19 protein-coding genes are annotated in these 26,978 nt (G+C 42.6%); 10 read left to right on the forward strand and 9 right to left on the reverse strand.

Features of this window, described 5'->3' with window-relative positions; translation table 11 throughout:
* Positions 1–21: 21 nt before the first annotated feature.
* The 4 genes from mutY to guaB all read left to right on the forward strand — a co-directional run bounded on the left by mutY (position 22) and on the right by guaB (position 4,906).
* Positions 22–1,113: an A/G-specific adenine glycosylase gene (gene mutY, locus CLV98_RS02420; RefSeq protein WP_109672466.1), complete on the forward strand. Its 1,092-nt coding sequence runs from the start codon at positions 22–24 to the stop codon at positions 1,111–1,113.
* A gap of 209 nt (positions 1,114–1,322) precedes the next feature.
* Positions 1,323–1,769: a single-stranded DNA-binding protein gene (locus CLV98_RS02425; RefSeq protein ID WP_109672467.1), complete on the forward strand. Its 447-nt coding sequence runs from the start codon at positions 1,323–1,325 to the stop codon at positions 1,767–1,769.
* Positions 1,770–2,015: 246 nt separating this feature from the next.
* Positions 2,016–3,320: a transporter associated domain-containing protein gene (locus CLV98_RS02430; RefSeq protein ID WP_109672469.1), complete on the forward strand. Its 1,305-nt coding sequence runs from the start codon at positions 2,016–2,018 to the stop codon at positions 3,318–3,320.
* Positions 3,321–3,433: 113 nt separating this feature from the next.
* On the forward strand, positions 3,434–4,906 hold the full coding sequence (guaB, locus tag CLV98_RS02435; RefSeq protein ID WP_109672470.1) for an IMP dehydrogenase: 1,473 nt from the start codon (positions 3,434–3,436) through the stop codon (positions 4,904–4,906).
* A gap of 57 nt (positions 4,907–4,963) precedes the next feature.
* On the opposite strand, the gene CLV98_RS02440 is transcribed toward guaB, so the two are convergent.
* Together CLV98_RS02440 and CLV98_RS02445 are read right to left on the reverse strand one after the other, a co-directional pair.
* A complete protein-coding gene (locus CLV98_RS02440; protein ID WP_109672472.1) occupies positions 4,964–5,623 on the reverse strand; it encodes a DedA family protein in 660 nt (219 codons plus the stop codon).
* A gap of 62 nt (positions 5,624–5,685) precedes the next feature.
* Positions 5,686–6,477: a phosphosulfolactate synthase gene (locus CLV98_RS02445; RefSeq protein ID WP_109672473.1), complete on the reverse strand. Its 792-nt coding sequence runs from the start codon at positions 6,475–6,477 to the stop codon at positions 5,686–5,688.
* 167 nt (positions 6,478–6,644) lie between these two features.
* On the opposite strand from CLV98_RS02445, the gene CLV98_RS02450 reads away from it, so the two are divergent.
* From CLV98_RS02450 to CLV98_RS02460, 3 genes are all read left to right on the forward strand, one after another.
* Entirely contained in the window at positions 6,645–7,142 is a 498-nt protein-coding gene (locus CLV98_RS02450) for a PaaI family thioesterase (protein WP_229203166.1), read from the forward strand.
* A 9-nt stretch (positions 7,143–7,151) separates the two neighbouring features.
* Positions 7,152–7,985, forward strand: a complete 834-nt coding sequence (mazG, locus tag CLV98_RS02455) for a nucleoside triphosphate pyrophosphohydrolase (protein ID WP_109672476.1) — start codon at positions 7,152–7,154, stop codon at positions 7,983–7,985.
* A 160-nt stretch (positions 7,986–8,145) separates the two neighbouring features.
* Complete coding sequence (locus CLV98_RS02460) at positions 8,146–9,033, forward strand: sugar ABC transporter substrate-binding protein (protein ID WP_229203202.1); 888 nt, start codon at positions 8,146–8,148, stop codon at positions 9,031–9,033.
* Between the two features lie 135 nt (positions 9,034–9,168).
* Here CLV98_RS02460 and CLV98_RS02465 read toward each other — a convergent pair whose 3' ends face one another.
* The 4 genes from CLV98_RS02465 to panD all read right to left on the reverse strand — a co-directional run bounded on the left by CLV98_RS02465 (position 9,169) and on the right by panD (position 12,061).
* Complete coding sequence (locus CLV98_RS02465; protein ID WP_109672478.1) at positions 9,169–9,849, reverse strand: zinc metallopeptidase; 681 nt, start codon at positions 9,847–9,849, stop codon at positions 9,169–9,171.
* An 87-nt stretch (positions 9,850–9,936) separates the two neighbouring features.
* Positions 9,937–10,416 carry a D-glycero-beta-D-manno-heptose 1-phosphate adenylyltransferase gene (gene rfaE2, locus CLV98_RS02470; protein WP_374755170.1) on the reverse strand — a complete coding sequence of 160 codons (480 nt, stop codon included), beginning with the start codon at positions 10,414–10,416 and terminating at the stop codon, positions 9,937–9,939.
* Between the two features lie 144 nt (positions 10,417–10,560).
* Positions 10,561–11,589 carry a lysylphosphatidylglycerol synthase transmembrane domain-containing protein gene (locus tag CLV98_RS02475; protein WP_109672481.1) on the reverse strand — a complete coding sequence of 343 codons (1,029 nt, stop codon included), beginning with the start codon at positions 11,587–11,589 and terminating at the stop codon, positions 10,561–10,563.
* A 124-nt stretch (positions 11,590–11,713) separates the two neighbouring features.
* The gene (gene panD / locus CLV98_RS02480) at positions 11,714–12,061 is read right to left on the reverse strand and encodes an aspartate 1-decarboxylase (RefSeq protein WP_109673040.1); all 348 of its coding nucleotides are present in this window, start codon (positions 12,059–12,061) and stop codon (positions 11,714–11,716) included.
* Between the two features lie 293 nt (positions 12,062–12,354).
* Between panD and CLV98_RS02485 the strand changes: the two genes are divergently transcribed.
* Positions 12,355–13,539: an FG-GAP repeat domain-containing protein gene (locus CLV98_RS02485; RefSeq protein WP_109672483.1), complete on the forward strand. Its 1,185-nt coding sequence runs from the start codon at positions 12,355–12,357 to the stop codon at positions 13,537–13,539.
* Positions 13,540–13,607: 68 nt separating this feature from the next.
* Here CLV98_RS02485 and CLV98_RS02490 read toward each other — a convergent pair whose 3' ends face one another.
* Both CLV98_RS02490 and CLV98_RS02495 read right to left on the reverse strand, forming a co-directional pair.
* Positions 13,608–15,137: a malate:quinone oxidoreductase gene (locus CLV98_RS02490; protein ID WP_109672484.1), complete on the reverse strand. Its 1,530-nt coding sequence runs from the start codon at positions 15,135–15,137 to the stop codon at positions 13,608–13,610.
* A gap of 231 nt (positions 15,138–15,368) precedes the next feature.
* A complete protein-coding gene (locus CLV98_RS02495; RefSeq protein WP_109672486.1) occupies positions 15,369–17,339 on the reverse strand; it encodes a T9SS type A sorting domain-containing protein in 1,971 nt (656 codons plus the stop codon).
* A 617-nt stretch (positions 17,340–17,956) separates the two neighbouring features.
* Here CLV98_RS02495 and porU2 (CLV98_RS02500) point away from each other — a divergent pair.
* Together porU2 (CLV98_RS02500) and porU2 (CLV98_RS02505) are read left to right on the forward strand one after the other, a co-directional pair.
* The gene (gene porU2, locus CLV98_RS02500) at positions 17,957–20,884 is read left to right on the forward strand and encodes a putative type IX secretion system sortase PorU2 (protein ID WP_109672487.1); all 2,928 of its coding nucleotides are present in this window, start codon (positions 17,957–17,959) and stop codon (positions 20,882–20,884) included.
* Between the two features lie 32 nt (positions 20,885–20,916).
* Positions 20,917–24,258: a putative type IX secretion system sortase PorU2 gene (gene porU2, locus CLV98_RS02505; RefSeq protein WP_109672489.1), complete on the forward strand. Its 3,342-nt coding sequence runs from the start codon at positions 20,917–20,919 to the stop codon at positions 24,256–24,258.
* A 494-nt stretch (positions 24,259–24,752) separates the two neighbouring features.
* Here the strand turns inward: porU2 (CLV98_RS02505) and CLV98_RS02510 are convergent, their stop codons facing one another.
* Entirely contained in the window at positions 24,753–26,663 is a 1,911-nt protein-coding gene (locus CLV98_RS02510; RefSeq protein ID WP_109672491.1) for an asparagine synthase-related protein, read from the reverse strand.
* Positions 26,664–26,978: the final 315 nt, after the last annotated feature.

Consider the following 26,978-nt stretch of genomic DNA (forward strand, 5'->3'; position numbering starts at 1 on the left):
TATATAACAGGGTTTATCAGAATGGCACTGGAAAGTTTGGATAAGGTTGAAATTCTGTATTTTAACAAAATATTAAATAGTTGGTATAGCCAAAATGCGCGTGACTTGTTATGGCGAAGTACTAAGGATCCATATAAAATATGGTTGTCGGAAATAATCCTGCAGCAAACCCGAGTGGCCCAAGGGACTCCCTACTACCTTAAATTCGTCAGAGAGTACCCTACCGTCTTCGATTTGGCTAGGGCCGAGCAGCAGGATGTGCTCCGGCTTTGGCAGGGGTTGGGGTATTACTCTCGGGCACGTAATATGCATGCTACTGCCCAGCGGATCGTAGCAGAATTCGATGGGTTATTTCCCCGTTCGGCCAAGGAGCTGCTCCAGTTTAAAGGACTGGGTGCTTATACGGCCGCAGCGGTGGCCTCCTTCGCTTTCGACGAAGTGGTGCCCGCTATCGATGGAAATGTTTATCGGGTATTGGCACGGATCTTCGGGATATCGGCCGATATACTGAAGCCAGAAGGTAAAAGAGAGTTTCAACGGTTGGCCGAAGGGCTCATTTCTAGGGAGGATCCGGCCACTTACAATCAAGCGATGATTGAGTTTGGTGCCCTGCAATGCGTGCCAGTAGCTCCCGATTGTGCCAACTGTGTTTTTAGTGACCATTGCTATGCCTACGCCCACCAAGCGCAAGGGAGGCTGCCTGTTAAAACCAAAAAGGCCAAGGCTAGGAATCGTTACCTCAACTACTTTATACTGCACAACCATGAAACTTTGGTGATGAAAGAACGTATAGGGAAAGGTATTTGGGAGGGCTTGTACGATTTTTATGAAATAGAATCTGACGAGCCTATGGCTGTTCTCGACTCTTTTTCGGCCGATAGTGGATTGTTGGATCTGCTTGGGCAGGGGGTAGTGTCGGAAGTCCCCAAATCTTTCGTTCATCTTTTAACGCATCAAAAATTACATGTTCAGTTTTGGCGGGTCGATTTTAGGGAGGGGGCGATTCCGGATCTGCCAAATGGGTATAAGGTATATCCTTTGCTGGAAATAGAAAAATTGCCCAAACCGATACTAATCGATCTGGTATTAAAGGAAGAAGGGCTTCTGGAATAGAATTTGCTGATTCGCGGGAGCCGAAAATTTGGGCAGCTGCATTGGAATACGTTTAAACAAGGTTAAATTTGTAAGTAAAGAAGGAGCGAGCTGGGTGAATAGAGTGCCAGCCGTGCCGTCAGTATATTTTACTAACGATAAGCAAGGGCGTCTATGGCTCTGAACAAACGCATACTATAGCTATTATTCCATACTAATCGACAATCATCATGGCAGGAAGTGTAAATAAGGTAATATTGATAGGGAACTTGGGAGCCGACCCAGAGGTGCGGTATCTGGAGAGTGGATCGGCCGTGGCGAAATTTAATATTGCCACCACAGAGAGCTACACCAACAAGAGTGGTGAGCGCGTAGAAAATACCGAGTGGCACAGGATCGAACTATGGGAAGGCTTGGCTAAAGTAGCCGAGAAATATTTGAAAAAAGGTAATCAAGTATATATTGAAGGGCGGATTCGTACCGACAACTGGACCGACAAAGAAGGGCAACAGCGCTATGGTACCACCATTCGTGCCAACAGTATGACCCTGTTAGGTGGCCCATCGGGTGGTAGTAGTGAAGGAGGCGCCCCGCGACAAGCCCAGGCACCCCGCCCTACCGATGCCGTACCCCCGACGATGGCCGCTGGGAACGACGACGACGATTTGCCATTCTAATTCCTTTTCAAAAGAATTATGGGGCTTCCAGCATGACGCTTGGTCGTTAAAACCACCGAAGTTCATGCTGGAAGCGTATCGCCCTGTGCTTTTTTAGGGGCGGTCAGGATGTTTTAGGAATTTTATAGATTTTTATATCCTGCATGCATATAAAATGAAACTTTTTGGCGTACTTTAAGTTAGACTTATCAGTCCCTATGTAGGGGATGCCCGATTGGCCTATTTATTAACGTATTCATTTTCTTAGTGAAAGAAGACCCAGATACTGAAGACCCCCTTTCCCGAAGGCGTAGCTACGCCACTAGCACGCTGTTTTTTAGTCTAGGATTCGTCCCCTCAGTCAATATTGTGGCTATTTATGAGTTGGGTACGGTACTCGTTTTAATATTCCTGTCTTTGTTTTTTTCCTGGTTAAGGGCGGCTTATGCTACTGCGGGGGCCATGGAAAATCCATGGGATCGTAGGGATGAGGAAGCCGAACTCCTTCCCAATGAAGTACAACAGCTTACCCTATCCGTACTTCAAAGAGCCTGCACCTTATTAGGGCTCATACTGGCTTCCCGTTTTGCCTGGAATTTTTTTGATGACCGCCACGAGCCTTATATCTTTTGGGTGGCTGTAGCCTGTATGGTTCTGTGGCTATGGGTCGATACGGTATCTAGGTACGTGGTATCTCGAAATGCCATCGGATTTATCGCCGAAACGGCGGGCATCTCTAAAGTATTGTTTCTACTGCTGAAGCCCCTTAGTAAGGTAGTCCTTGAGGTGAGCCATTTTTTTGGAATTTTAGATCGGCCCGGTTCTGAAGTGAATATGGACCGGTTGGAGGCCAAATCGGAGAGTGAAGAAGAGACTGATTTGTTGCGAGGACTGGCTAATTTTCGCCAGACCAATGCCCGTAAGGCCATGCAAGCCAGGGTGAATATAACGGCTTTCGACATAGAACTTAATTTTCATGAACTCATGGACCGTATCAACAAATCGGGCTACTCGCGGGTACCCGTATTTCGCGACGACCTCGACCATGTGGAAGGAATCCTGAACGTCAAAGACCTATTGCCCCATATTCATAACGATGAGTATTACGAGTGGCAAAAGCTATTGCGTCCGGTCTATTTTATTCCTGAAAGTAAGCGTCTCGACGACCTGATGAAGGAATTCCAAAATCGTCGGGTTCATATGGCCATCGTGGTGGATGAATATGGAGGAACGAGCGGGCTGATCACCCTCGAAGATATCATAGAGGAGATATTTGGGGATATTAACGACGAGTACGATGACGACGATGCCATCAACTACACCCAAGTGGATGGTAATACCTTCGTCTTTGAAGGGAAGGTACATATTGGTGACCTATGTAGAATCTTGAATCTGGAGCCCGACTATTTCGATGAAGTACGGGGTAATAACGAATCCCTTGCTGGTCTCTTACTAGAGCTGTTTTCGCGCCTACCCTTAACGGGCGAGATCGCTACCCACCGAAACATCACCTTTAAAGTGCAATCGGCCGATAAACGACGCATCAAGAAGGTAAGAGTACTGGTAACCTAAGAGGCTGGTAGGCAGATTGGCAAAAAATAAAGTTAGCGGAAAAATACAAATAGCTTTATTTCTTGCAAACTTCTTTTTAATTTTGCCCCGCAAATAACAATAGATTATTTGCTATGAGCACAGACCAATCCAAAGTCCTCTTCGAGGCTCTTACTTACGACGACGTTCTTCTTATTCCGGGCTACTCCGAGATTCTGCCAAGAGACACTTCAACCAAAACAAAGCTTACCAAAAACATTGAACTAAATATTCCGATCATCTCTGCCGCTATGGACACGGTTACAGAGTTTGATTTGGCCATTGCGATGGCTCAGGAAGGTGGAATTGGTATCATTCACAAAAACATGTCCCTAGAGGCCCAGGCTGAACAGGTACGTAAGGTGAAAAGGTCTGAAAGTGGTATGATTCTGGATCCGATTACCCTATCGGAAGATGCAAACTTAGGCGATGCCCAACAGATCATGCGTGAATTCCGCATTGGTGGTATCCCGGTGATCGATGCCGATCATAAATTGGTGGGTATCCTCACTAACCGTGACCTTCGTTTTGAGAAGGATAAGACCAAGTCGGTCACTAAAATTATGACCAAGGAAAACCTGATCACCGCCTCAGAAGGTCTTTCTTTAGACGATGCTGAATCGATACTTCAGGAATATAAAATTGAGAAACTTCCCATTGTAGATGAAAATTATCATCTGACTGGACTGATCACTTACAAGGATATCCTCAAGCGGAAATCCCATCCTAATGCTTGTAAGGACCAGTATGGCCGTTTGCGAGTGGGTGCAGCCGTTGGGGTTACCGCCGATGTACTCACTAGGGTAGAGGCCCTTGTGAAAGCTGGGGTAGACGTGATCAGCCTGGATACGGCCCATGGTCATTCTATAAACGTTATTAATGCCTTAAAATCTATTAAGGCCAAATTCCCTAATTTGGATGTTATCGCTGGAAACGTAGCCACGGGTGAGGCTGCCAAGGCCTTGGCCGATGCGGGTGCCGACGCCGTTAAAGTAGGGGTTGGACCAGGGAGTATCTGTACCACACGAATTATTGCCGGTATCGGGATGCCGCAGCTGTCGGCCGTGATGTTGGCTGCACAGGCTTTGGAAGGTACCGGAGTTCCTATAGTTGCCGATGGCGGCGTTCGGTTTTCGGGCGATATGACCAAGGCCATTGCCGGAGGTGCACATACGATTATGATTGGGTCTATGCTCGCTGGTAGCGACGAAGCGCCAGGTGAAATCGTGATCTACGAAGGACGTAAGTTTAAAGCATATCGGGGTATGGGATCTGTGGAGGCCATGGAAGATGGTTCTAAAGACCGGTATTTCCAGGATGCCGAAGACGACGTGAAGAAGTTGGTTCCAGAAGGAATCGTAGGACGGGTACCTTTTAAAGGTAAGGTCTCCGAGATTATCTATCAGATGGTGGGCGGACTTAAGGCTGGTATGGGATACTGCGGTGCCCAGTCCATCGAGAAACTTCAAAAAGCACAATTTGTTAAGATTACCTCAGCGGGGGTGCGCGAGAGCCACCCACACGATATCATGATCCAAAAGGAAGCGCCGAATTATTCTTCCAAATAAGACATAAAAAAACGGGGTTCGAATTTTCGAACCCCGTTTTTTTATGTCTTAATATTATTAAATAGCCTTGGCCGAAGGACTAGAGAACTTACTCTTTAAGAACTGATAGATCATCGGGAGGATAGAGAATCCAATAATGCCGAATATAACTAATTCGAAGTTATTCTTTACGATCTCCATATTGCCAAAGAAATAGCCCAGTAAGGTTAAGGAGGGTACCCACAGAAACGCACCTATAATACAGAAAATGATGTATTTGGAGTATTTCATGCTCCCGGCTCCTGCCACAAAAGGCGCTACTGTACGAACGATGGGAATAAAGCGAGCCATAATAACGGTGCTACCACCATGTTTTTCGTAAAAGGCCTCGGTCCGTTCGAGATATTCCCTCTTCAGAAACAAGATCCGTTCCCGTTTCTTGATTTCACCACCAAACTTGCTGCCCACGTAGTAGTTGAGGTTGTCGCCCAGCAAGGCGGCTACAATAAGGATGACGATGACCAACCACACATTAAGAGAGCCCGTGGAGGCTGCTATGGCGCCGGTGGCGAATAACAAGGAATCGCCAGGTAGCAGCGGCATCAACACGAAGCCCGTTTCCGTGAAAATGATCAGAAACAATATAACATAGGTAAGCGTACCATAGTCTTCGACGATCTGAAAGAGATGCTTATCCAGATGTAAGAAGATGTCAATAAACTGCGTGATAAAATCCATGTTAGAGATATGATTGGTTCAAGATATGGTGTGCAATAATAGCTGTTTGGTTACAAACAGGCTTACTTGTCAATTTTCCATTGCTGCTTGGTGTCGGGATCTAAGAAGTGGTTGAAGGTATCTCCTCGTAGTCCTAGTCGAATCGTTTCTAATGGGATTAGTTCGTTGGGGGCAATATTACCAAGGTTGACATTCGCGCCCAAGAGTTTTACAAACCAAACTTGTTGCGATTTTTGAGGGGCTTCCCAGAGCATCCGGTCGAAGGGGATTTGGGTAAGGATTTCTTCTACCAAGCCTTGTCGTACCTCTCCACTCGCACGGAAGAGACCTACATTTCCCGATTCCCGGGCCTCGCCAATCACCTTCCAAGCACCAGCTTCCAGCTCTGTTTTGATCAGCTCTATCCACTTATAGGGAGGGATAATTTTATTTTCGTCCTTCGAGCCCACTTCCGATAATACCGTTACTTGCTGCGAAAGGGTGCTGATAAATTCACATTTTTTGTCTTGGGGTAGTTCTATGGATCCATCCGATACTTCGGCATGGGTAAGCTGATACTTATCCAATAATCGACGGTAGTCGTCAAACTGATTCCTCACTACGAAGGCCTCGAAAAGCGTTCCTCCAAAATAAACGGGGATATTGGCACTCCTATAAACAGCTAGTTTCTCATTCAGGGTGGGGCTTACAAAAGAAGTCGCCCATCCTAGTTTTACAATATCGATGTAGGGGGCTGCCGATGAGATCATGTCCTCCACCTGGCGAACGCTGAGGCCTTTGTCCATTACCATGGTGATACCACTTTCGCGTGGTTGTACGCTTCGTTCCGGTACTTGGGATAAGGTAAAATTCATATATTGTTATACTAATTTGGCACTTCAAAACTCCGGCAAAGGTAATGATAACCTTTAATACGTACCAATAAAATCCTTAAATTTGACACAATACCACCTATTTGTCTCAGATAATTACTATTTGGCACAAAGGACCTTACGTTTTAATGTTTTAAATTATTAGTCTTATGAGCGTCTCGCAAATATCCGAATCATCGGACCCATTACGTCTTCAATTATTCCAATCATTTATAGGCCAATCGATGGACCAAAGTATTTCTCCTGTAGGAAGCTGGTTGAATGGCACCCTCCTGGAGCTCGATAGAGGGGCCATGAAGGTGGCATTTGTAGTAAGGCGCGATATGACCAACCCCATGGGTATCCTTCACGGGGGCATTGCCGCTGCCATACTCGACGATGTGATCGGTACGATGGTATATGCCTTAGGAAGGCCATTTGCGTTTACTTCGGTTAATTTGAACTGCGATTTTTTGCATGCTGCCCGACTTGGGGAGTCTATTACAGCCCATGCCTTTGTGGTTCGCGAAGGCAAAAATATTATCCATGTGGAGGGTGAAATTGTGAGTCAGGATAATAAAATCATCGCCAAGTGTGCCACCAATATGATTCAAACTACAATTAAAATTCCCGAGCTCAGCCTCCCCGAGCCCGAGAAGAAAAGTTAACTTTACCCCATGGAAAACAAATTTGAAACCCTGCCCGAAAGTCGGCAAGGACAGCTAATGGCCTTCGATAGGCTGCTTACCATCATGGATGATCTTAGGGAAAAATGCCCCTGGGACCGCAAGCAGACCATGGAAACCCTACGTCACCTCACTATTGAGGAGACCTACGAGCTTTCGGATGCCATACTTGAAAACGACCTCCCTGAGGTGAAAAAGGAGCTTGGAGACCTACTGCTGCATATGGTTTTTTACGCCAAGATAGGTTCTGAACCCTCCGAGGGAAAGGAGTATACCTTCGATATTGCCGATGTCTTACATGGTATTTGCGAAAAGCTCATCCACAGACACCCCCATATATATGGCGACGTGAAGGCTGAAGACGAACAGGCCGTCAAACAAAATTGGGAGCGCCTAAAGCTTAAGGAAGGGAATAGGTCGGTTTTATCCGGTGTTCCTGCATCTTTACCTGCTTTGGTCAAAGCCATGAGAGTGCAGGAGAAAGCCAGAGGTGCCGGGTTTGACTGGGATGAAAAGGCTCAGGTATGGCACAAAGTGGAGGAAGAATTGCAGGAGTTTAAGGAGCATTATGATATTGACACGGGAGAGGCCATCGATAAGCAGGAAGCGGAAGCCGAATTTGGCGACTTGTTATTCTCTTTGGTCAACTATGCCCGCTTTGTCGATATTAATCCTGAAACGGCCTTGGAGCGCACCAACAAAAAGTTTATCCGACGGTTTCAATTTATGGAAGAGGCTTCTAAAGCCGACGATAAGGTGCTTCATCAGATGACCTTAGAGGAAATGGATGAATACTGGAACCAAGCCAAAGCTGCTGGAATATAAGGCCCACTTGCGGCAGGTACAGGACCGACAGACAAGGGTAGATCATAAAGTTTCGGTCCCAAAAATCGATAGAAAAGTAAGGTCTTGGTCTTATGTGTGTCAGTTAATGACCAATTATATCGATTCTATGAAAATGTTAAAAATAGGAATTCTTGCCAGTATGGCGACCATTATGTGGTCCTGTGGAGGTGGCGAATCGTCCGATCAGATGGTGATAGGTGCCACCATGTTGAGTATGCAAAACGAATTTGTTGTCAACGTGGCCGACGAAATGCAGCGTACTGCCGATTCGCTGGGCGTACGCCTGGTAGTAGTGGATGCAGAGCGTTCGGCACTGAAACAAGTAGAGCAAGTGGAGCGATTCATAGCCCAAGGGGTCGATGCCATCATTATGAATCCCTGTGAGGTGGAGGCTAGCTCCCCGGCCGTTCGCCTGGCACAGAAGGCCCAGATTCCTATATTAAATGTTAATTCTGAGACCGCCAGTCCGCCCGACGCCTTCGTAGGGTCCGATGATGTAGAGTCGGGAAGAATAGCCCTCCATTATATTAAGGAGCGTTTGTCGGGCAAGGGGCAGTTGCTCATGATGCATGGGTATATGGGGCAGGCCGCCCAGATTAAGCGTAATGATGGGGCCAAAGAAGTATTGGGTCACAATCCTGGGCTAAGCTTGCTGGCCGAGCAGTCGGGAGAGTGGGATAGGGCCAAGGCCATGTCGCTTACTGAAAACTGGATACAATCCTATGGAGATAAGATGCAGGCCATTTTTGCTCAAAACGACGAAATGGGGCTTGGGGCTGTTAAGGCCTTAGAGGCTACCGGAAAGAAAGGACAAGTAATCGTGGTGAGCATCGATGCCATTCCCGATGCGCTGAAGGCCGTTAAGCAAGGGAGTCTGGATGCGACGGTCTTTCAAAATGCTCGGAAACAGGGTAGCCAAGCGGTACTTAAGGCCGTTCAGTTAGCCAAAGGAGATAGCGTTCAAAAACAAACGTTGATCCCCTTTCAACTGGTAACGATCGATAATGTGGATTCCTTTTTAAAGTAAAGTTTACGGTCCTATCATGGTGTCCCCCGAATTGCCAGGTTCCAGCAATGGTTTTAGAATCAATGAGTAGGATATCAAAACATAAAAAAAGCTGCCCCAACGGACAGCTTTTTTTATGTTTTGATGAAGGGGGAGTTAGTCTCTCCTGCCCATCAATAGGCTCACGTAATACAACAGCGTCGCTAGAGAACCCAAAGCCGCTACCAGATATGTTCGGGCGGCCCATTTTAAGGCATCTGCCGACATGGCATACTCCTGCTGGTTCACTACCCCATTGTTTTTGATCCAGGCCAGTGCCCTGTTGCTGGCGTCGTATTCGACCGGAAGCGTTACGAAGCTAAACAAAGTTGTTACTGCAAATAAGGCGACACCTATGGTTAGCGGAATCACGGAGGTGTTAATCATGATGATGCCCAAGAGGATGATCCATTGCATGTATTTTGAGGAAATAGTAAGAAAGGGTACCATTTTCGAACGCATGCCTAGCCACGCATAGGCCGTGGCATGTTGCACGGCGTGGCCGCACTCATGAGCCGCTACAGCCGCTGCCGATACACTTCTCCCATAAAATACGTCGTGACTGAGGTTGACAGTCTTGTCTTCGGGATTGTAATGGTCGGTAAGGCGACCCTCCACAGAGAGTACCCTCACATCAAAAATATTATTGGCTCTAAGCATGGCCTCGGCAATTTCTTTGCCACTCATCCCATTGCTCAGACCTACTTGCGAATACTCTTCAAACTTGCTCTTTAGGCGCCATTGCACGTACATGCTGATGGCCATGACGATAATACCTATAAAATATGCTCCTGCCATAATCGATTTATTAAGTTGTCAATATTTAAACGCCTTTGTGCTCTAAGCCATATATAGACTAACGAATATTTCAAATCTTAAGATACGCTAGTACCCTTGTTTGATTTTTTCGATTAGAGCGGAGGTGGAGTAACCTTGTACCAAGGCGATGGTTTTAACTTCTCCTCCTCTCGAAAGTACAAAATCCGAACCAGCGATGTTTTCGATGGTATAATCGTCACCTTTTACCAAAATGTCAGGTTTTACTGCCTCTATAAGTTGGCTAGGGGTAGGTTCGTCGAACAAAATGACAGCATCGACAAAAGATAAGGCAGCCATAAGTCGCGCCCGGGCGTATTCGTTGACCACCGGGCGGAGGGGTCCTTTAAGTCTACTTACTGAGGCGTCGGTATTTAGTCCTAACACGAGCCGGTCGCCTAAGGCTCTAGCCTTTTCCAGGTAATCGATATGACCAAGGTGCACAATGTCGAAACATCCATTGGTGAATACGACTTTTTGTCCTGCTTTTTGCCAGTCAGCGATGGTCTCTATGGCATTCTCAATATTTTGAATTTTACTTTCAGTGATTGTATTCATTGGTATGGGCTTAAGTGTCATGGATAATTGGGGCTCCTACCCTCAGGCTACTAAATTACACTACTTTCCTCAAAGTGCATTTGACTATTGGTGGCTCAAAAAAATGATGCCGACCTTAGTCGGTAGCTGAAGGGGCTAGCGTTTTGGCTGCAAAGGAGGGGTAGCTTCATGATGGGCATTGCGGGGTTTTTTCAAAAGTACCACTACAAAGGCCAGAGCGCCGACGATCAACATAAAAAGCATCTGAGCTCCATGGATAAAGGTGGCCAGAGTAATCCCATCGGCTTTGGTGAGTCCATAAAGAACCATTACATTCCCCACCAAAAGGTGATAAGCCCCGATTCCCCCTTGAGTAGGGGCCGTCATACCGATGGCACCTACTACCAGCAGGGTGAGCCCCGCCAAAGGTCCTAAGTTGGAGGTTTCAGGAATACAAAAGAACAATACGTAGGAAACCAGAAAATATAAAACCCAAATCATCAGGGTGCTGAGTATAAATAATCCGGGGTGGCGGAGATTCTTGATCGATAATAAACCATCCAACATGCCCTTTCCAAAATCAAGGATCTTGGCTATAAGTGAATTGTTAAGGAGTTTTTGCTGGATGGCCTCGTTCCGAAAGAGCATAATGGCCGCCGCAAGCAACAGGACCGCTAGTCCGGCGAGCCACCATAATGGTTGGCTGTCGGACTTGGCGCCGGTTTTGCTTTGTACGAGCTCCGTAAAGAAGGTGCTGAGCCTATCAAACTCTAAGAGGAAATTTAGGCCAATTAATAGTATCAGAACGATGACATCGAAAATCCTTTCGGCCACTACGGTTCCAAAGCTCCTGTTGACGGGGACGTCTTCTAGGCGGTTGAGGGTTCCACAACGGGTGACCTCCCCCATACGAGGGACGATGTAGTTGGCAAAGTAACCGGTGAGTACGGCAATGGTGCTGTCGGTTAGGCTGGGCGAGTAGCCCAAAGGTTCCATGAGCATGTTCCAGCGCCAGGCCCTGGTAATGTGCGCTGCCAGGAGGAATAGGCAGGAGAGTACGATCCATTTCCAATCGGCCTGGACGAAGCGGTCCATCATTTGAGCCAGATTAATATCCTTGAATACGTACCATATCAGTCCACCGGCAAGCCCCAGGGAGATGATATATCGGAGTGTGTTTTTCATATAATGGAAAGGTCCCTTACCGGGATGAGTTAAATGCGGTATTAAAGTATTGTTATGGCATAAAAAAACGCCCGACAGAGGCTGTGGGCTATGGGTCGGGCGTTGTTGGTGCTAGAGTCGACAATTATACGAGCTGATTGTTATGGTCAGGGAAAACGACCTTCGGTTTAAATGTTTTGGCTTCCTCCTCACTCAGGCTACCATAGGCGATAATGATGACGATATCGCCAATTTGAACCTTTCGGGCGGCTGCCCCATTGAGGCAAATCATGCCCGATTTACGCTCCCCCGTAATGACATACGTCACAAAGCGCTCCCCATTATTATTATTGACGATATGTACTTGCTCATTTTCGATAAGGCCTGCAGCGTCCATTAAGTCTTCGTCAATGGTGATGCTCCCCACGTAATTAAGTTCCGCTTGAGTGACCTTAACCCGGTGTATCTTAGACTTCATCAGTGTTATTTGCATTACTCGGTGCTTCTCGTTGAAAATAGGTTCAATAGGATTATTCCGCACAAAGTTAAGCGATAAATCCCTAGCCTTCAAAACGTACTTGCCTGCTTTCCGGTTCATTTTTATAAATAGCCCTCCTCTTTTTTCTCTCACATCGTTTTATTTAAACGACTTTCCGTTTATTTGGTACGATGCAATCACCTCATTCGAGTGAGGAGTTTTTAGGGTTACTCGACTTTATATTCAGTATACGGGCATAGTTTTGGTTAACTTAAAAGCCTGTGCGTTTTTTTTAAACTGAAATTGTAGTGATACTAAAACACAAACTATTATTACTCTTCCTGATTAGCCTCTTTTTCGGGCAACAGTTACTGTCTGCTCAAGATAGGGGAGGGAGCAACGCTGGATGGGAGGTTTCTTTTAATAAGGAGGTATTGACTAGCCGGTTTATTTCGGAAGGAGCCGCCGTTGGGGACGTCAATCGGGATGGCCAGTTAGATGTGCTTTCGGGTGCGTATTGGTTTGAAGGGCCCCATTGGACGCCCCATCAACTCGCCAAGCCCGATACTTTTAAGGTGGTAGGGGGATATAGCGATTCATTTCTAAATTTCGCTCAAGATGTGAATGGCGATGGATGGGTGGACCTGATCCGGATCGATTGGCCCGGTAAGGCGGCCTATTGGCACGAGAACCCTAAGAATACGAAGGGACATTGGCCCACCCATTTGATACATACTTCGGTGGGCAATGAATCCCCCATATTTGTCGACATGGACGAGGACGGCCGGCTCGATCTGCTCTGTAATGATCCGACGGCCAAGGAGGTAATTTGGTTAAAGGCCCCTTCTGTTCCTGGAGTCAACGAATGGACTAAGTATGTGATTAGCTCCTCGCCCGATCGGGCCACTCATATGTACACCCACGGCTTGGGATATGGGGATGTGGACGGAGATGGACGCAAGGATGTATTGGTGAAAAGTGGCTGGTGGAAAGGCCCTGAAAATATAGAACAAGAGGCATGGGAGTTTGTGCCGGCAAATTTGGGGGAAGATTGTTCTCAGATGTATGTGCTCGATCTCAATGATGACGGCCTTAACGACGTGATATCTGCCTCGGCACATCGCTATGGGATATGGTGGCACGAGCAAGGACGCGACAATGGAGGGGCTGCCACTTGGACGAGCCACCTGATCGATTCGTCGTTTTCACAAACCCACGGCATGGCACTGGCCGATATGAACGGGGATGGGCGATTGGACCTCGTTACGGGAAAGCGATATTTTGCACATAGTGGAAAGGATCCGGGAGGGCTGGAGCCCGCCTTAATGTGCTGGTACGAGAAAGCAGCTGGCACATCCTGGGTTCGACATGTCATAGACCAAGACTCGGGAGTGGGGCTTCACGTAACCATAGCCGACCTCAATAAGGACGGCCGACTGGACCTGGTAACGGGTAATAAGAAAGGTGTGCGGGTGTTTTTACAGAACCCATAAATACGTAAACCGACCTTTATTGGAGGCCGGTTTACGTATTCTTTAGATAAAGGTCTGATTTCTAGTCCTTATACGAAAAATTCTTCTTCAAAATGAGAAGTGCCTAACTCTAGGGTTGCACTCGTACGGATTCTGGTGCTGCGAGCAAGCTCGGCTTCTTTGGCTAGCGAATGCCCATAGGATGGAATCATCTCCTTAAAGGCGTTGTGCCACTCCCGGGTATTGGCCTGGTCCTTAAAACAGCGGTGAATGAGCTCGATCATGATCGATACCGCTGTGGAAGCACCCGGAGATGCTCCTAATAAGGCAGCCAACGAACCGTTGGCGGCGGTCACCATCTCCGTTCCAAACTCTAGAACCCCTCCTTCTTTCTTATCTTTTTTAATCACCTGCACCCTCTGTCCGGCTTTCTCTAGTTTCCAATCTTCGAGCTTGGCGTCGGGGAAATAGTCCTTGAGGGCATTGAGCCTATCTTGGGGAGATTGCCGTACCTGGTCGATCAGATATTTGGTGAGGGGAATATTATGTATCCCTGCCGAAAGCATGGGCTTTATATTATTAAGCTTGATGGAAAGTGGGAGATCCATATAGGAGCCATTTTTCAGGAATTTAGTTGAAAAACCTGCGTAGGGTCCGAAAAGAAGGGCCTGTTTCCCATCGATCATGCGGGTGTCTAGGTGCGGTACCGACATCGGAGGAGATCCCACCGCTGCTTTTCCGTAAACTTTGGCATGGTGCTTTTCGATAATCTCCGGATTGGTACATACCAGCCATTGGCCACTCACTGGAAATCCGCCAAAACCCTTTCCTTCGGGTATATCTGATTTTTCGAGCAAGGGCAAGGATCCGCCACCAGCCCCAATAAATACGAATTTAGATTTTATTTTGGTGCTTACTTTGGTATCGCGGTTTTGTACTTTTAGCGTCCAGCTACCATCCTTTTTGGCTTTAAGGTTTTCTACTTCATGATTCAAGTAGAGGTTAACGCCGTCCTGTTGCTCCAAGTAACGGAACATTTCCCGGGTTAGGGCTCCGAAGTTGACATCGGTACCCAGCTCCATTTTGGTAGCTGCCACGGGTTGGTCGGCGGGCCTACCTTCCATGATTAGGGGAGCCCAGGATTTGATTTCTTCCTGGTCTTCCGAATATTCCATCCCTTCAAACAAATGGTGTGCCGTAAGGCTTTCGAACCTCGTTTTTAGGAACGACACATTTTCTTTACCCCATACAAAGCTAATATGAGGGATATGGTGTATAAAATCGTCTGGGGAATCGATGATATCGTTTTGTACTAAAAAACTCCAAAATTCCTTAGAAACTTCAAAGGACTCGGCTATTTTTATGGCTTTGGTAATGTCTACACTACCGTCCTCTTTTTGTGGGGTATAGTTTAGTTCGCAAAATGCGGAATGCCCCGTTCCTGCATTATTCCATGCATCGGAACTCTCGGCCGTAACGCGGTCCAAGCGTTCATAAATAGAAATAGTGCATTGGGGATTTAGTTTTTTTAATAATACCCCAAGCGTAGCACTCATAATTCCTGCTCCAATCAATACTACATCCTGGGCAGGTACTTTGCTGGTTTTATCAATGGCCATTGGAAGAACAAAAGTTATAAGTTATGAGTCGTGACTCGGAAAAATCCTATTAATTATTTATTAACAGAGATTGACTTAAGTTTTGTTTCCGAAATTCGCTCATTTATTAGGTAAAAAGAAGTCTCTTTCGAAACTTCTTTTTTAGGGACAATTAAAACCTTTTTTGTTTCAATTTTATGGCCATTCTATTTCTGTTTCCTTTTAAGGTATTGTTAATGTAGTTTTGTTTTATCAATATGAGGTCTTGATAAAATTATACGATTCTCTTCCTGCTCGCACACTATAAAGCCCCTCTGAAAGTGTGCTCAAATCGATTTTTGTCTTATAACTTACCGATTGGAACTGCCTTACAATCTGCCCTTTCGAATTGTATATTTCAATGGATTGAGTTGGAGAAGAGGTTTCGATAATTAGGAAATTTTGGGCAGGATTTGGGTAAGCGAGCAGGGGTTGGTAGTCGCCAATCAGGGCGTTGGCAATGCGGCTATAACTCCAGCTGCCATCCTTGTCTACCATCTTCAGACGGTAGTAATATTGAATAGGCGTAGGTGCTTGCAAAAACTCCTGGTCGAAAAAGTTATATTTTGTTAATTTATGGGATTCCCCTTGAGCCGCTACTTGGGTGAGGGCTGTGAATCGATTAGGGTCGGTACCACGTTCTATTTGAAAGTAGTCGGCGTTGGTTTCGTGCGTAGTGGACCAGCTCAAAGCGACCGACTTATTCTCTTGGGCCTCTGCCTTAAAATACGCTAAGGTAACGGGTAGGGCGGTAGAGGGGATGAAATAGCTTGGGGTGTACACAATATTGTTATAAGCATCGGTGGCTTTTAGTTTGAGCAAGCCAGGGTTGGCTGCATATTGTTGGCCCGAAGCGAGAGGGACATGGCAATCGCCAGCATCCATCCAGTCATAGGCGCTCCATCCGGCTTGGGCCATAAGAACAGGGGTGGAACCATTGCCATCGCTGACGATCTGGGGTTGGGGCAATGCCTCGTAGGCCGGGGCCTGTAGAAAGAAGGCCTCGTCGAGGGAATTGGCCCATTGCTGAGCGAGGAACTCGAGCCCCGGACCCGAAAAGTGGACGCTATCGGACCGATACTCAGCCGAGAAATAGGGGTCGGTATCGGGACCGGGGTATACATAAGGGTGGTGTTCCTCGGGAAGTCCCATTCCTGATAAGGCATTTTGTGCTTCAATGACGGGAGGCCATACCCGGCTGGTACCGTTAACCGTAAATCGACTCGCCCTGGCCACTAGCCAGGGAAGGTTGGGCTTGCCAGAAAGGCTGCGGCTGGCGTCTATCACCTCCTTTAGGTCGTCATAATATTGGGCCTTGGTACGTTCTACCACATTGTCGGATTCGCCTTGGTGCCAGAGAACGGCTCTAACGCCCAGTTGGGCAATATAATTGTTGAGGGCTAGTCGGAGATGACCGAATGGCAATCCCTGAGGGAAAGCATAACCCCACGGAGTAACGGTAGGCAGGGGATTGTGAAAGTCGATACTCTCCTTCCAATTCCACAACCCAGTGCTCGACCAGCCTGAATTGAATATCATCACGGGAACACCCAGCTTTTGGACCATTTTGTCTCCGAAACTGCCCCAGCACCAGGCATAATTTCCAAATGGGGCCGTTTTGGTATCCTGATTAAGATGGACATATTCATAACAGGGGAGCTGGACTTGTTCATAGGGTTTAATGGGGACGTTTTGGAAATTGACGCTGCTGACAGCATCTTCCTGTGCGCCAGGGCCCGATACATGGTGGTCGCCCCCAGTGGAGTTGGATTGGCCTGCCACCACAAACACTTCTCCCACGCCCACGTGGTCCACACTAGAGGTGGTGGTAACTTGGCCTGCTTTGATGCCCCGGGCCTCAAGCCGGTACCAGCCGCCACTAACGGTAAGCGAACTCGTGAAGTTACTGCATATATTGGGACCACTTACCTCCTGCCAACCTGTGGCAGGAGCCGCCGTACCTAGTACCGGACCCGAAGAACTCGATGAGAGGGGGACTAGCCTATATTCTATTCGGTCCACACAACTTTGTACATAACCCGACACTTGTAAGGTATGTTGGTTGTTTCCATTGCGCTGGAATACCACCCTATCTTGAGGGCTGGTCAGGATGATTTGTGCTTCTGCCTGAGGGAGTGCGTATAGCATCAGGCAGAAGATGTTTTGAAAGCAGAATTTTTTCATAGTGTGTATAAAGCGATAATTGGTATTATCGGGGTGAATTTTAGCATGTTTTTAGGATGAATGAGGGTTTTGAGCTATTGGCTGGCAATCTACAAAAGTTCATTGTAGAAATATGTAGTCTAAAAGTAGTTTTTATTTCCCGGCAAATTCGACTAGGTCTGACGTTATATGATAAATTGAATGTACTACAAAAAAAGCTATACATCAATCAATAGAAATTCTATAGTTACTAAAATATCGATTATAGTTTCGTGGTATTTGGTTTTATTTTTGAATTAAATATTAGTTTAATGGCATATTTTAATGAAGGTAAGCCATTTGTAAACAAGGAGTTACGCGGAAATGAACGGTGTAAATCAGTCAAGGGTTGTCGGAGGGTCCTGGGGGCCAGGAGCCGTTTTAAGGGAATTAGCCCTTTTTATGATTGAAAGAATTGAGGTAGAGGCAAGTTATCTTAAGGTTGGTAGGACATTTATTTAAATAAAAGGTCAAATTATTGTAACTTTGATCCTTAAAAATCGTATTCTATATGGCAGTTCTGATGCGCTGTCGAACTAATTTAGCTCAAAGCTTCAACAACTTAGAACTATATACCAATAATAAAAACAGCAGATATTATGAAAATAAGGATGTTTACGAGAAAACTATGGTTGTTCGCTATCATATTAGGCAGTGTAGCGGTGAACAGTCAAGCCCAGTGGAGTGGGGCATATGGGAATGAGTGGCTGGAAAATAAATATAGCCAGGAGTGGGTGAAGATTGAAGTGAGTGAAAAGGGGGTGCAAAAAGTGACGCTTACTGGGAATTTTTTGAACAAAGCGAATCAATTGCATTTATATCACAGAGGTGAGGAGGTTGCCTTGATTTCTGCTTCGGAGTCGGAAATTGAATTTTACGGGGTACCTAATGATGGGGAGTCAGACGCTTTACTTTACAGGCCTTATACAGGCGTTCGGGCTAATCCATACTACAGCTGGTTCTCGGATAAAAGTGCTTATTTCCTTACATACTCATCTACTAGTCCAACCAAGTTAGCAGTAAATCAAGCGATTATTGCACCGACGGGTACGCCTGAACCATATCATATAGCAGAGGAACTGATTGTTTATTCGAATAGTGACAATTATGATGGTACCCAAAATTTTGTCTATCATAGTTTGGATCAAAGTTATTTTGTTGAGGGGAAAGGTCGATCAAGTAAGGCTTATCTAAAAAAAGACAATGGTAATGGGACATTTTTTGGGAATCCAGTATTTGGTTATAACTTTCAATTAAAGAATCTAGTAGTTACGCCAACCAAACAGCCTGAAATAGAGATCTTGTTAAATGGTAGAACATTTAGTAGTAATAGCATACAAGCTTCGGTCGGAAAGTCTGCTTCAAGTTTGACAGATTATCCTGGTTTAATTCAATTTTCAGACTTTATACCTTATAAAGCTAATTACACTATTCCAGTTAGTACAGATTTAGCATCTTCAAGCGTAGATATAAATGGAAATGGTTATTTTCAAGTTGAATCTAAAAAAGTTACCACTTCTGATTACTCAACTGGGATTTATTCGGTATCATATACTCTGCTGACTTACCCTCAGGCATTTGATATGAATGCCTCCGAAGAAAAAGTTTTCAAATTGATACCTGCGGCAGGTACCGAGACCACAATTAACATATCCAATGTCCCAACAGGAGTTAGGGTTATGAATATTACGGACCTTAATAATGTAAGTTTGATAAATGGGGTTCAAAATGGAAATGATTTGCAGGTTGTCGTTAAGCGTGAAGTTGGACAGGAATTAATACTTTTGGTGTCGAAAAGGACAATTAATGGAGTTGGAAGTAATGTGGTTTTTAACAATCATATTCCGTCAGACAAGGATTATCTAATAATAACAAATGAGAATCTCTACTCGGAGGCTTTGAATTATGCGTCATACCGTTCCACATTAGGAGGAGGTTACAGAACTTTGGTTGTCAAAATAGAAGATATATATAATCAATATAATTATGGAGAGCCTAGTCCGGTTGCTATACGTCGTTTTGTTGATTTTATGTTAAAGGATGGAGTTCGGGATAAACATAACTTATTGTTAATAGGTCCATCTACAACGGCGTGGAACAAAATGCCTCGAGAACTGGCTGGGGATGTGCCTACCATTGGATTTCCAGGATCTGATGTTCTACTGATAGAGGGTCTCGCTGGAAAGGCATCTGAAGTTGGTGCGATCCCAATGGGGAGAATTCCTGCCACTGAGCCGACACAAGTATCAAATTACCTTAATAAAGTCAAGAGTTATGAAGGCTCTCAAGCAGATTTAACTTGGCGAAAAAATGTCTTACATATTAGTGGTGGTTTAAGGTATAATGAAAATGTGAAATTCGGTAATTATTTGGCTAATGAAGTTGCTAAAGTAACTTCTTTTCCGTTTGAAGGGTCAGTAAAGGCTTTCATTAAGGCGGATGGGGATTACGGCTATCCGAATACAACATTAAATATTGCCTCTGACATCAATAATGGAACAGGGTTTACTGCATATTTTGGACACGGGTCTTCCCATTATACGGATAATAATTTGGGCTATGCCACTGATCCGGCGCGAGGTTACTCAAATTCAGGGAAATATCCCGTAATGTATTTTAATGGCTGTGGTGTTGGAAATATTTTCAATGGAGCTTTTGGCGCATATCCAACCTCCCCTGTATCAAATCAAATACCGCTAAGTTCGGATTGGCTTTTAGCTGAAAATAAGGGTTCAATAGCATTTATAGGTAATAGTTATTATGCATTTGAAACATCTTCTTACGACTTTATCGAGGCATTATATGATCAATTATTCAAAGCTGATGGCTCTAGAGCTACCTTAGGATCGTTACATCGTGCTGCTGGGCTGACAATTATGACGGGTAGTAGTACTGGAAGGATTGCTGCAAGTTCTTATGATATGGCAAATACGCATCAAACGCTATTGTTGGGAGATCCAGCTTTACAAGTTCTTAATGTTACCGACCCACTACCTGTAGAATTAATGAGTTTTAAAGGTAAAATGATGGAGGATAATTCTATTGAATTAAATTGGAGAACTGCTTGGGAGAAGGGGAACAGTCATTTTGAGGTTCAGAGAAGTGGTGACTCCAAGAGTTTTAAAAGTATTGGGGTCGTTGATGGTAAAGGTGATACGAGCTCGGAGAGCTTTTATGTATTTAACGATTTAAATCCAATAGATGGGAAAAACTATTATAGATTAGTGCAACATGATCTTGGCACTGATTTGTCTTCTGGTGTTATGTCTAGAATTATTTATGTGGATGGGTTTACTTCAAAAAATATCATTGTAAAACCTAATCCTACTTATGATAAGGCTCAGTTAGTATTACCTAATGATATTCAAATTGAGTCTTTGGAGTTAACTAATGCTAACGGACAATTATACCCTGTTCTCTTTTCAGGTCTCGAGATCGATTTATCTCAAGTTCCTAAAGGATTGTACTTACTACAAATCAAAACGGTTAATGGGGAAGTGCTTACTAGAAAAATTTTAAAAAATTAATGTTATCAATTAATTAGAGTATCTATAAGCATATGAGAGTAACATTATTTATCCGTCTCTGTATTTGGCTTTGTTTTTTTACCTTTTGTAAGGTAAATGCTCAGTCAAAATGGAGTGGGGTACATGGAAATGAATGGCTAGCTAACCAATATGGGCAACGATGGTTTAAAATAGTTGTTGACAGCGAAGGGTTACAGCGCGTGATTTTACCTGAAGGCCTAAAGACAAAATATGATAAACTGAAACTTTATCGGAGAGGAGTTGAGATAAGTTTAATCTCAGCTACTCCTGATTACATTGAGTTTTATGCCGAAAAGAATTTAGGTGAGTCGGATGCATTATTATATAGACCATATACCGGACATAAAGAAAACCCTTATTATAGCTGGTATTCTGATAAAAGTACCTATTTCCTAACATATGGGGAAGAACGGACAAAACAATCTAATACATTAGTAAGTAAGCTTGAAGATGCCGTAACTGAGAAATTTCATTTGGCAAGTAAAGTACTAACTTTTACTGAAAGTGACACTTATGATGGAAGTCAGAATTATCAATATCATACCTTAGATCAGAGTTATTTAATCGAAGGTAAAGGCCGTTCAAGTAAAGCCATTTTTAAGTTGATAAAGGAAGATGGGACATTTGAAGGGAATCCAAAACTTTTGGTACCCATTCAGATAGAAAACATTGCAGAGACAGAGGATTTATCTCCAAGTCTTACTTTCCAATTGAACGGACGTACATTTAGCAGAAGCTTAGTTAAAGCTTCAATTGGTAAAAGTTCGACTAATCTTAGGGAACTTAATCAAAGTTTTAATCTCGACGGTTTTTCAATATTAAATCAGGTTATAGAACTAAAGGCTCAAAGTGATTTAAATGGAGATGGTAGTTTTGTTATTCAATTTGAACCTTCAAATAATACCTCGAGTTATTCATCAACAAGTATTTTTTCTGTAAATTTTATAGAGGTTAAGTACCCTCAATTATTTAATTTAGGATCAGCGGAGTCTAAAATTTATACTTTTCTTCCAACAAACAGAAATACAAGTACATTTATTGTGCCAGATGCCTCAGATGGAACACGAGCTTTCGATATTTCCGATCCGAGGAATCCAATAATCATCAATGGTATACGGGAAGGAAAGGAACTTAAGTGTACGATTCAGAGAGCCCAAGGGAAGAATGCTGCTGTTATTGTGACGAACGGTTATCAAGAAATTGAGGAAATAGAAGAGGTTCATTTTACAGAGTTAAATCCAGAAGATAGTGACTATTTGATCATTTCAAATGATAAGTTAATTAGTTCCGCACAAAGCTATAGCAACTATCGTTCAAGCTCCATAGGAGGAAGCCATCGTAGTTTAGTTGTTTCTATCAAGGATATTTATAATCAATTTAATTACGGAGAACCCAGTCCAGTTGCTATACGCCGTTTTGTTGATTATATGGTAAGTGCTGGAATCCGTAAGGATCATTATTTACTATTAGTAGGGACTTCAAATACTTTATGGAATCGAATGAAAAAGGAATTGGTAGATGAAGTCCCTACAATTGGTTTTCCTGGCTCTGATTTACTATTAACAGAAGGATTAGGTGGTGTACCTGTGGATGTTCCGGCGATACCTGTTGGTCGCCTGTCGGCTACTGAAAATGAACAGGTATATAATTATTTGAAGAAGGTCCAGAAATATGAAGCCAATACCACAACATACTGGAAAAAGAACGTACTACATGTTAGTGGTGGTAAGTCAGCTAGTGAGATCCAGCAACTAGCCAGCATATTGTCAAACCTTGAAAACGTCGTTAAGTCTGGACCTTTAGGGGGACATATTAAGTCCTTTGTAAAACCAAGTCCAATTGAAGTAAGTGATGTTAATATTACACCTGAAGTCAATTCTGGGGTTGGAATGATCACATATGTAGGACACGGTTCTTCCACTGTAACTGACTATGATTTAGGGTATGTTTCTGATCCAAATAGGGGTTATCTAAATTCAGAAAATTCACCCTTAATGTATTTTAATGGATGTGGGGTAGCTAATATCTTTAATGGACGAAACAATCCAAATGTTTCAGCCGTTGACCGATTGCCGTTGTCAACGGATTGGATTTTAAATGAGACAGGGAGTATTGCAATTATTGCCAATACATATTATAGTTTTGCTTCGACCTCTGCTCGTTACTTGGATAGATTATATAATAAATTATTTAAATCTAATGATGAATTATCCATTGGGCAAATCCAGAAAGCAATTGCTGAAGAGCTTGTATCGAATGGGTTTACTGAATTTGATAGGGCCAATCTTCATCAATCACTTTTACAAGGAGATCCATCCTTAAGGCTTCTTAAAATGGATCCGTTAGACTATTCGGTGCGGAAATCTACTGACATATTTTTGAAATCAATTACACCAGGCAAACTGATTGGCGAAGAGGAAATGATAAATGTAGGTGTTATAGTATATAATAATGGTGCAAATACATCTACCCAGAGTTTTCCTATTGAAATTTCATTGTTAAACAATTTGGGGGAAATTACAAAAGTTAGTCATAATGCCGAAGCGATAGCTTATTCTGATACGATACTCGTGGAAATACCTACTCCAAATAATATATCTAGAGTGACTATTTCAGTTGATCCTGAGAATACACTTAAGGAAATTAATCGTCTAAATAATAAGAACGATCTATTAGTTAATTGGGGAAATGCGAAGGAGGTCGGTTTTTATTCGGGTATTGATCAAACCGATGAAATAGCGCCACTGTTGTCGGTGAAATTCAATAATAATAGAATTGTCAACGAGAAAAGTTTTATAAGTTTCCCATTGATTAGCGTACAATTAATGGATAATAGTTACTTGGTAATAGACAGCACTTTAATAGATTTATATATTAAAGAGTGTTGGGATAGTTCCTGTGAATTTGTCAAGTTGGGATATTCTTCTAATTTATTAGCCATTTCAGCTAATGAGGATGGGTCTCTTATAGTTAATTATAATGCAGAGGGTGTAAGGACAGGGCAGTATGAGTTATTGGTAAATGCGAGAGATATCCATGGAAATTCAATTGAAATGCCCTATAGAGTTAAATTTGAGGTTGGACAAGTTAATAATAAACCTTCGGTCCTTGTATATCCAAATCCATTTAGGGGTTTTGTGAAATTTAACTTTGGTGATCTAAATAGTAAGTCCATAGTTATAGAGTTTTATAATAATAGTGGTCAATTTATTGATAGAGTGACTTCAAATGGTAGCCAGTCGGAGATATTTTGGTTCCCAGAAGATAAAACGGGCTTACTAATTTATAAGGCAAAAGTGACGTCTTTAACTGGGGAAATAACAGATTTTGCGGGTACAATTGTATCTTTATGAATATAATAATCACTTTATATTCGAAACAATAATCAATTCATAGTTATGGTCGGAAGCTTTTCTTATAAATTTCAGAGAAGTATTTGAGACAATTATTAATAGTGAGTTTCTACGATTATCGTATAAATTAAGAAACTTCATTATAATTACATTGGCGGTCAGGCTTGTAAATTCAGTATTATCGTGTAAGTTCTCAATACTGTTCATACCAATAGTCATAGGAGTGAACTTTTTATTTTATAGTACCGTACTTTGATCTTGTAGCGTAAACAAGCTATGGTTGAGTGGTGTTGACTTTTCTGAGATAAGGAGTTGGAGGAAGATTAAAGGTTTTGACAATAGAGATATTAATGATACTTTATATGGATTATCAAGAGGTAACAATGGATATAGTAGGTTCTCTTTTAACTTCTAATACCTAGTATTCCTAGATACCTCTTTTACCCCTAAGCACACCTTGTATTGTAAGGGAATAACTAAGGAGATAAATCATTTTATTTTTCAGTAAAATGGTTGACAAATTCATGATTGTCAATTTTATCTAACCAGATAGCTAGATAAACTGTGCGAGAAACATAAAACAACATACGATTGTAAACATATAGTTGTTGTTGATCATCTTTCAAAAGTTTTAAGGCTCGGAAAAATGTATTTCTATTCACATAATTCCAAACTTTTGAACTTGTCGATAGTAGGGGTTTACTTTGTTCATATAATCCGATAGCTGCGGTACGTCCATACATGCCAAAGTTACCTTTGGATCTTCGTAATCGTACTGATTCCGGTAATATTCCTTTCATCGCTTCTCTAAAATGGGCCCGTCTAATTCCATTCCCAAATTTTAACTCAGAAGGAGTAGATAGGCAAATTTCAAATAATGTTTTGTCATAAAAAGGAAAAATACATTTTACACCATAATAATATTCTAGTATGTAGATTTCCTCTTGAAATAGAACAGCTTGTTCTTGAAAAACATCATTATATTGTTCTGGATCTGTAATATACTCAGGATTTTTTATACTATGTATTGCATTTACTGAATTGCTGTTGAGTAGCTTTTGTTTCTTTAGATTTGGTTGTAAAATATTTTTAGGTAGCAAGAATTTATCTTTTATTTTTCTAAACAAACTATATATGAAAAAAGTATTTGGAATATTAAAAAAAAATTTAGCGTCCTTAACTAATTTAAATAATTCGAAGTAATTGAGTTTAGCCTTTTGTCTTGATAATAGGCTATTAATTGTTTTATAAACGGCTTCGATATGATCTTTGTCCCCAATATTTTGTAATATAAGATTGCTATCATTCAATAAAGCTTTAAGTTTAGTCCATTGCCGATTATCAAATAATCTTATTAGATAATCGCCTCCATATCCAACTATTCCGTCACCTGGGTGCCCACTAAAAAGGTTGGAACATCCTAATTCTTTTGCTTTTAACAACATTGATTGGTTAAAGGAGGATCCGTTCTGCATAAATTCTGGATGTCCATAAAGTCCTATATGTAGACTTGCACTTTCATGGAAATTTGATGTTGGAAGTACCTCGAAGTGCTTAGAATTTATTTTTTTTGACACTTCAAGTGCGTAATAGGATTCATCAGTTAGTTGAGTATTTGTTTTTGCATAGATTGTGTAAATAGGTATTTTGGAGTCACATTCATGTATCATCGAACTAATTGAAGAAGAGTCCAAGCCCCCACTTAATTGCGAGCAAACCTTGGAAATTCCTTTCATTCCATAAGAAGTAGATTGTTTAATTGCATTTTTGAACAAATCGGCAATCTCTGTCAGACTACTTTTTTGGATGGAGTCATTTAATTCAAATTGATTTTTTACCGTAGTTTTACAATGTTGAGAATTTAAATGTATCGTATAGCCTGGCAAAACTGTTTTGAAATATTTGTAAAAAGTTGAATCGTCGTAGGGAGCTGAATCTGCACCAAAGGTAAGGTATTGGGTCATTTTAGTACTATCCAATTCTAAGAAATCCTTAAAGCGATCCGTTGCAACCAATGAAGAAAGGCTAGAAGAAAAGGCAAAAAATTTATTTGGGATATGAATATAATAAATAGGTGTTATTCCAAATATATCCCTTGTAATTTGTATCTCTTTTGAAGCTATACAATAAATGATGGTAGTATCTTTAAAAAATGTATTATTTTGATGTTTTGTACCTAATTCAGTTTCGAATGCTTCATGATTTGGAAAATGACATACCGAATTGTCATCTATTGTATGACTATCAACTTTTCCATTGGTATGAATAATATTGAAGCGAAGAGTGTGGGGAACAGAGAGAGGAGAATTTAAAAATCCCACAAAATTTTTTCCAAAAGAAAATAAATTGTGGGATTTAATCTGCAAATTGTCTATTGATTCTTGGCTAAAATATCCAAAGAACATTTTTAGGAATTATAATAGCTACTAATCACTTAAACTTGGCTAGAAACATTGTTAGCATCCGTACTTCCTGGTTTGGCTCCTTTTGTCAACGTCTTCACATTCCCAATTTTATTTAAAACGGGCTTGCGGTAGCTTTTCTTTGCTGTGTTAGCGTGCGAGTTCATGTTTATCATGTTAGTGTTTTGTTAATATCCTTGATAGTATCCGTAGGTAAAAATACGTCTTTTTTAATTGCCTGCAAATTAAAGGATTAAATATATAAAAAAAAACATTTAATTTGTATTATTTATATATTTAATGTGGTGATGGGTGTCT

Source organism: Dyadobacter jejuensis (genome assembly GCF_003149085.1).
GTDB lineage: Bacteria > Bacteroidota > Bacteroidia > Cytophagales > Spirosomataceae > Dyadobacter > Dyadobacter jejuensis.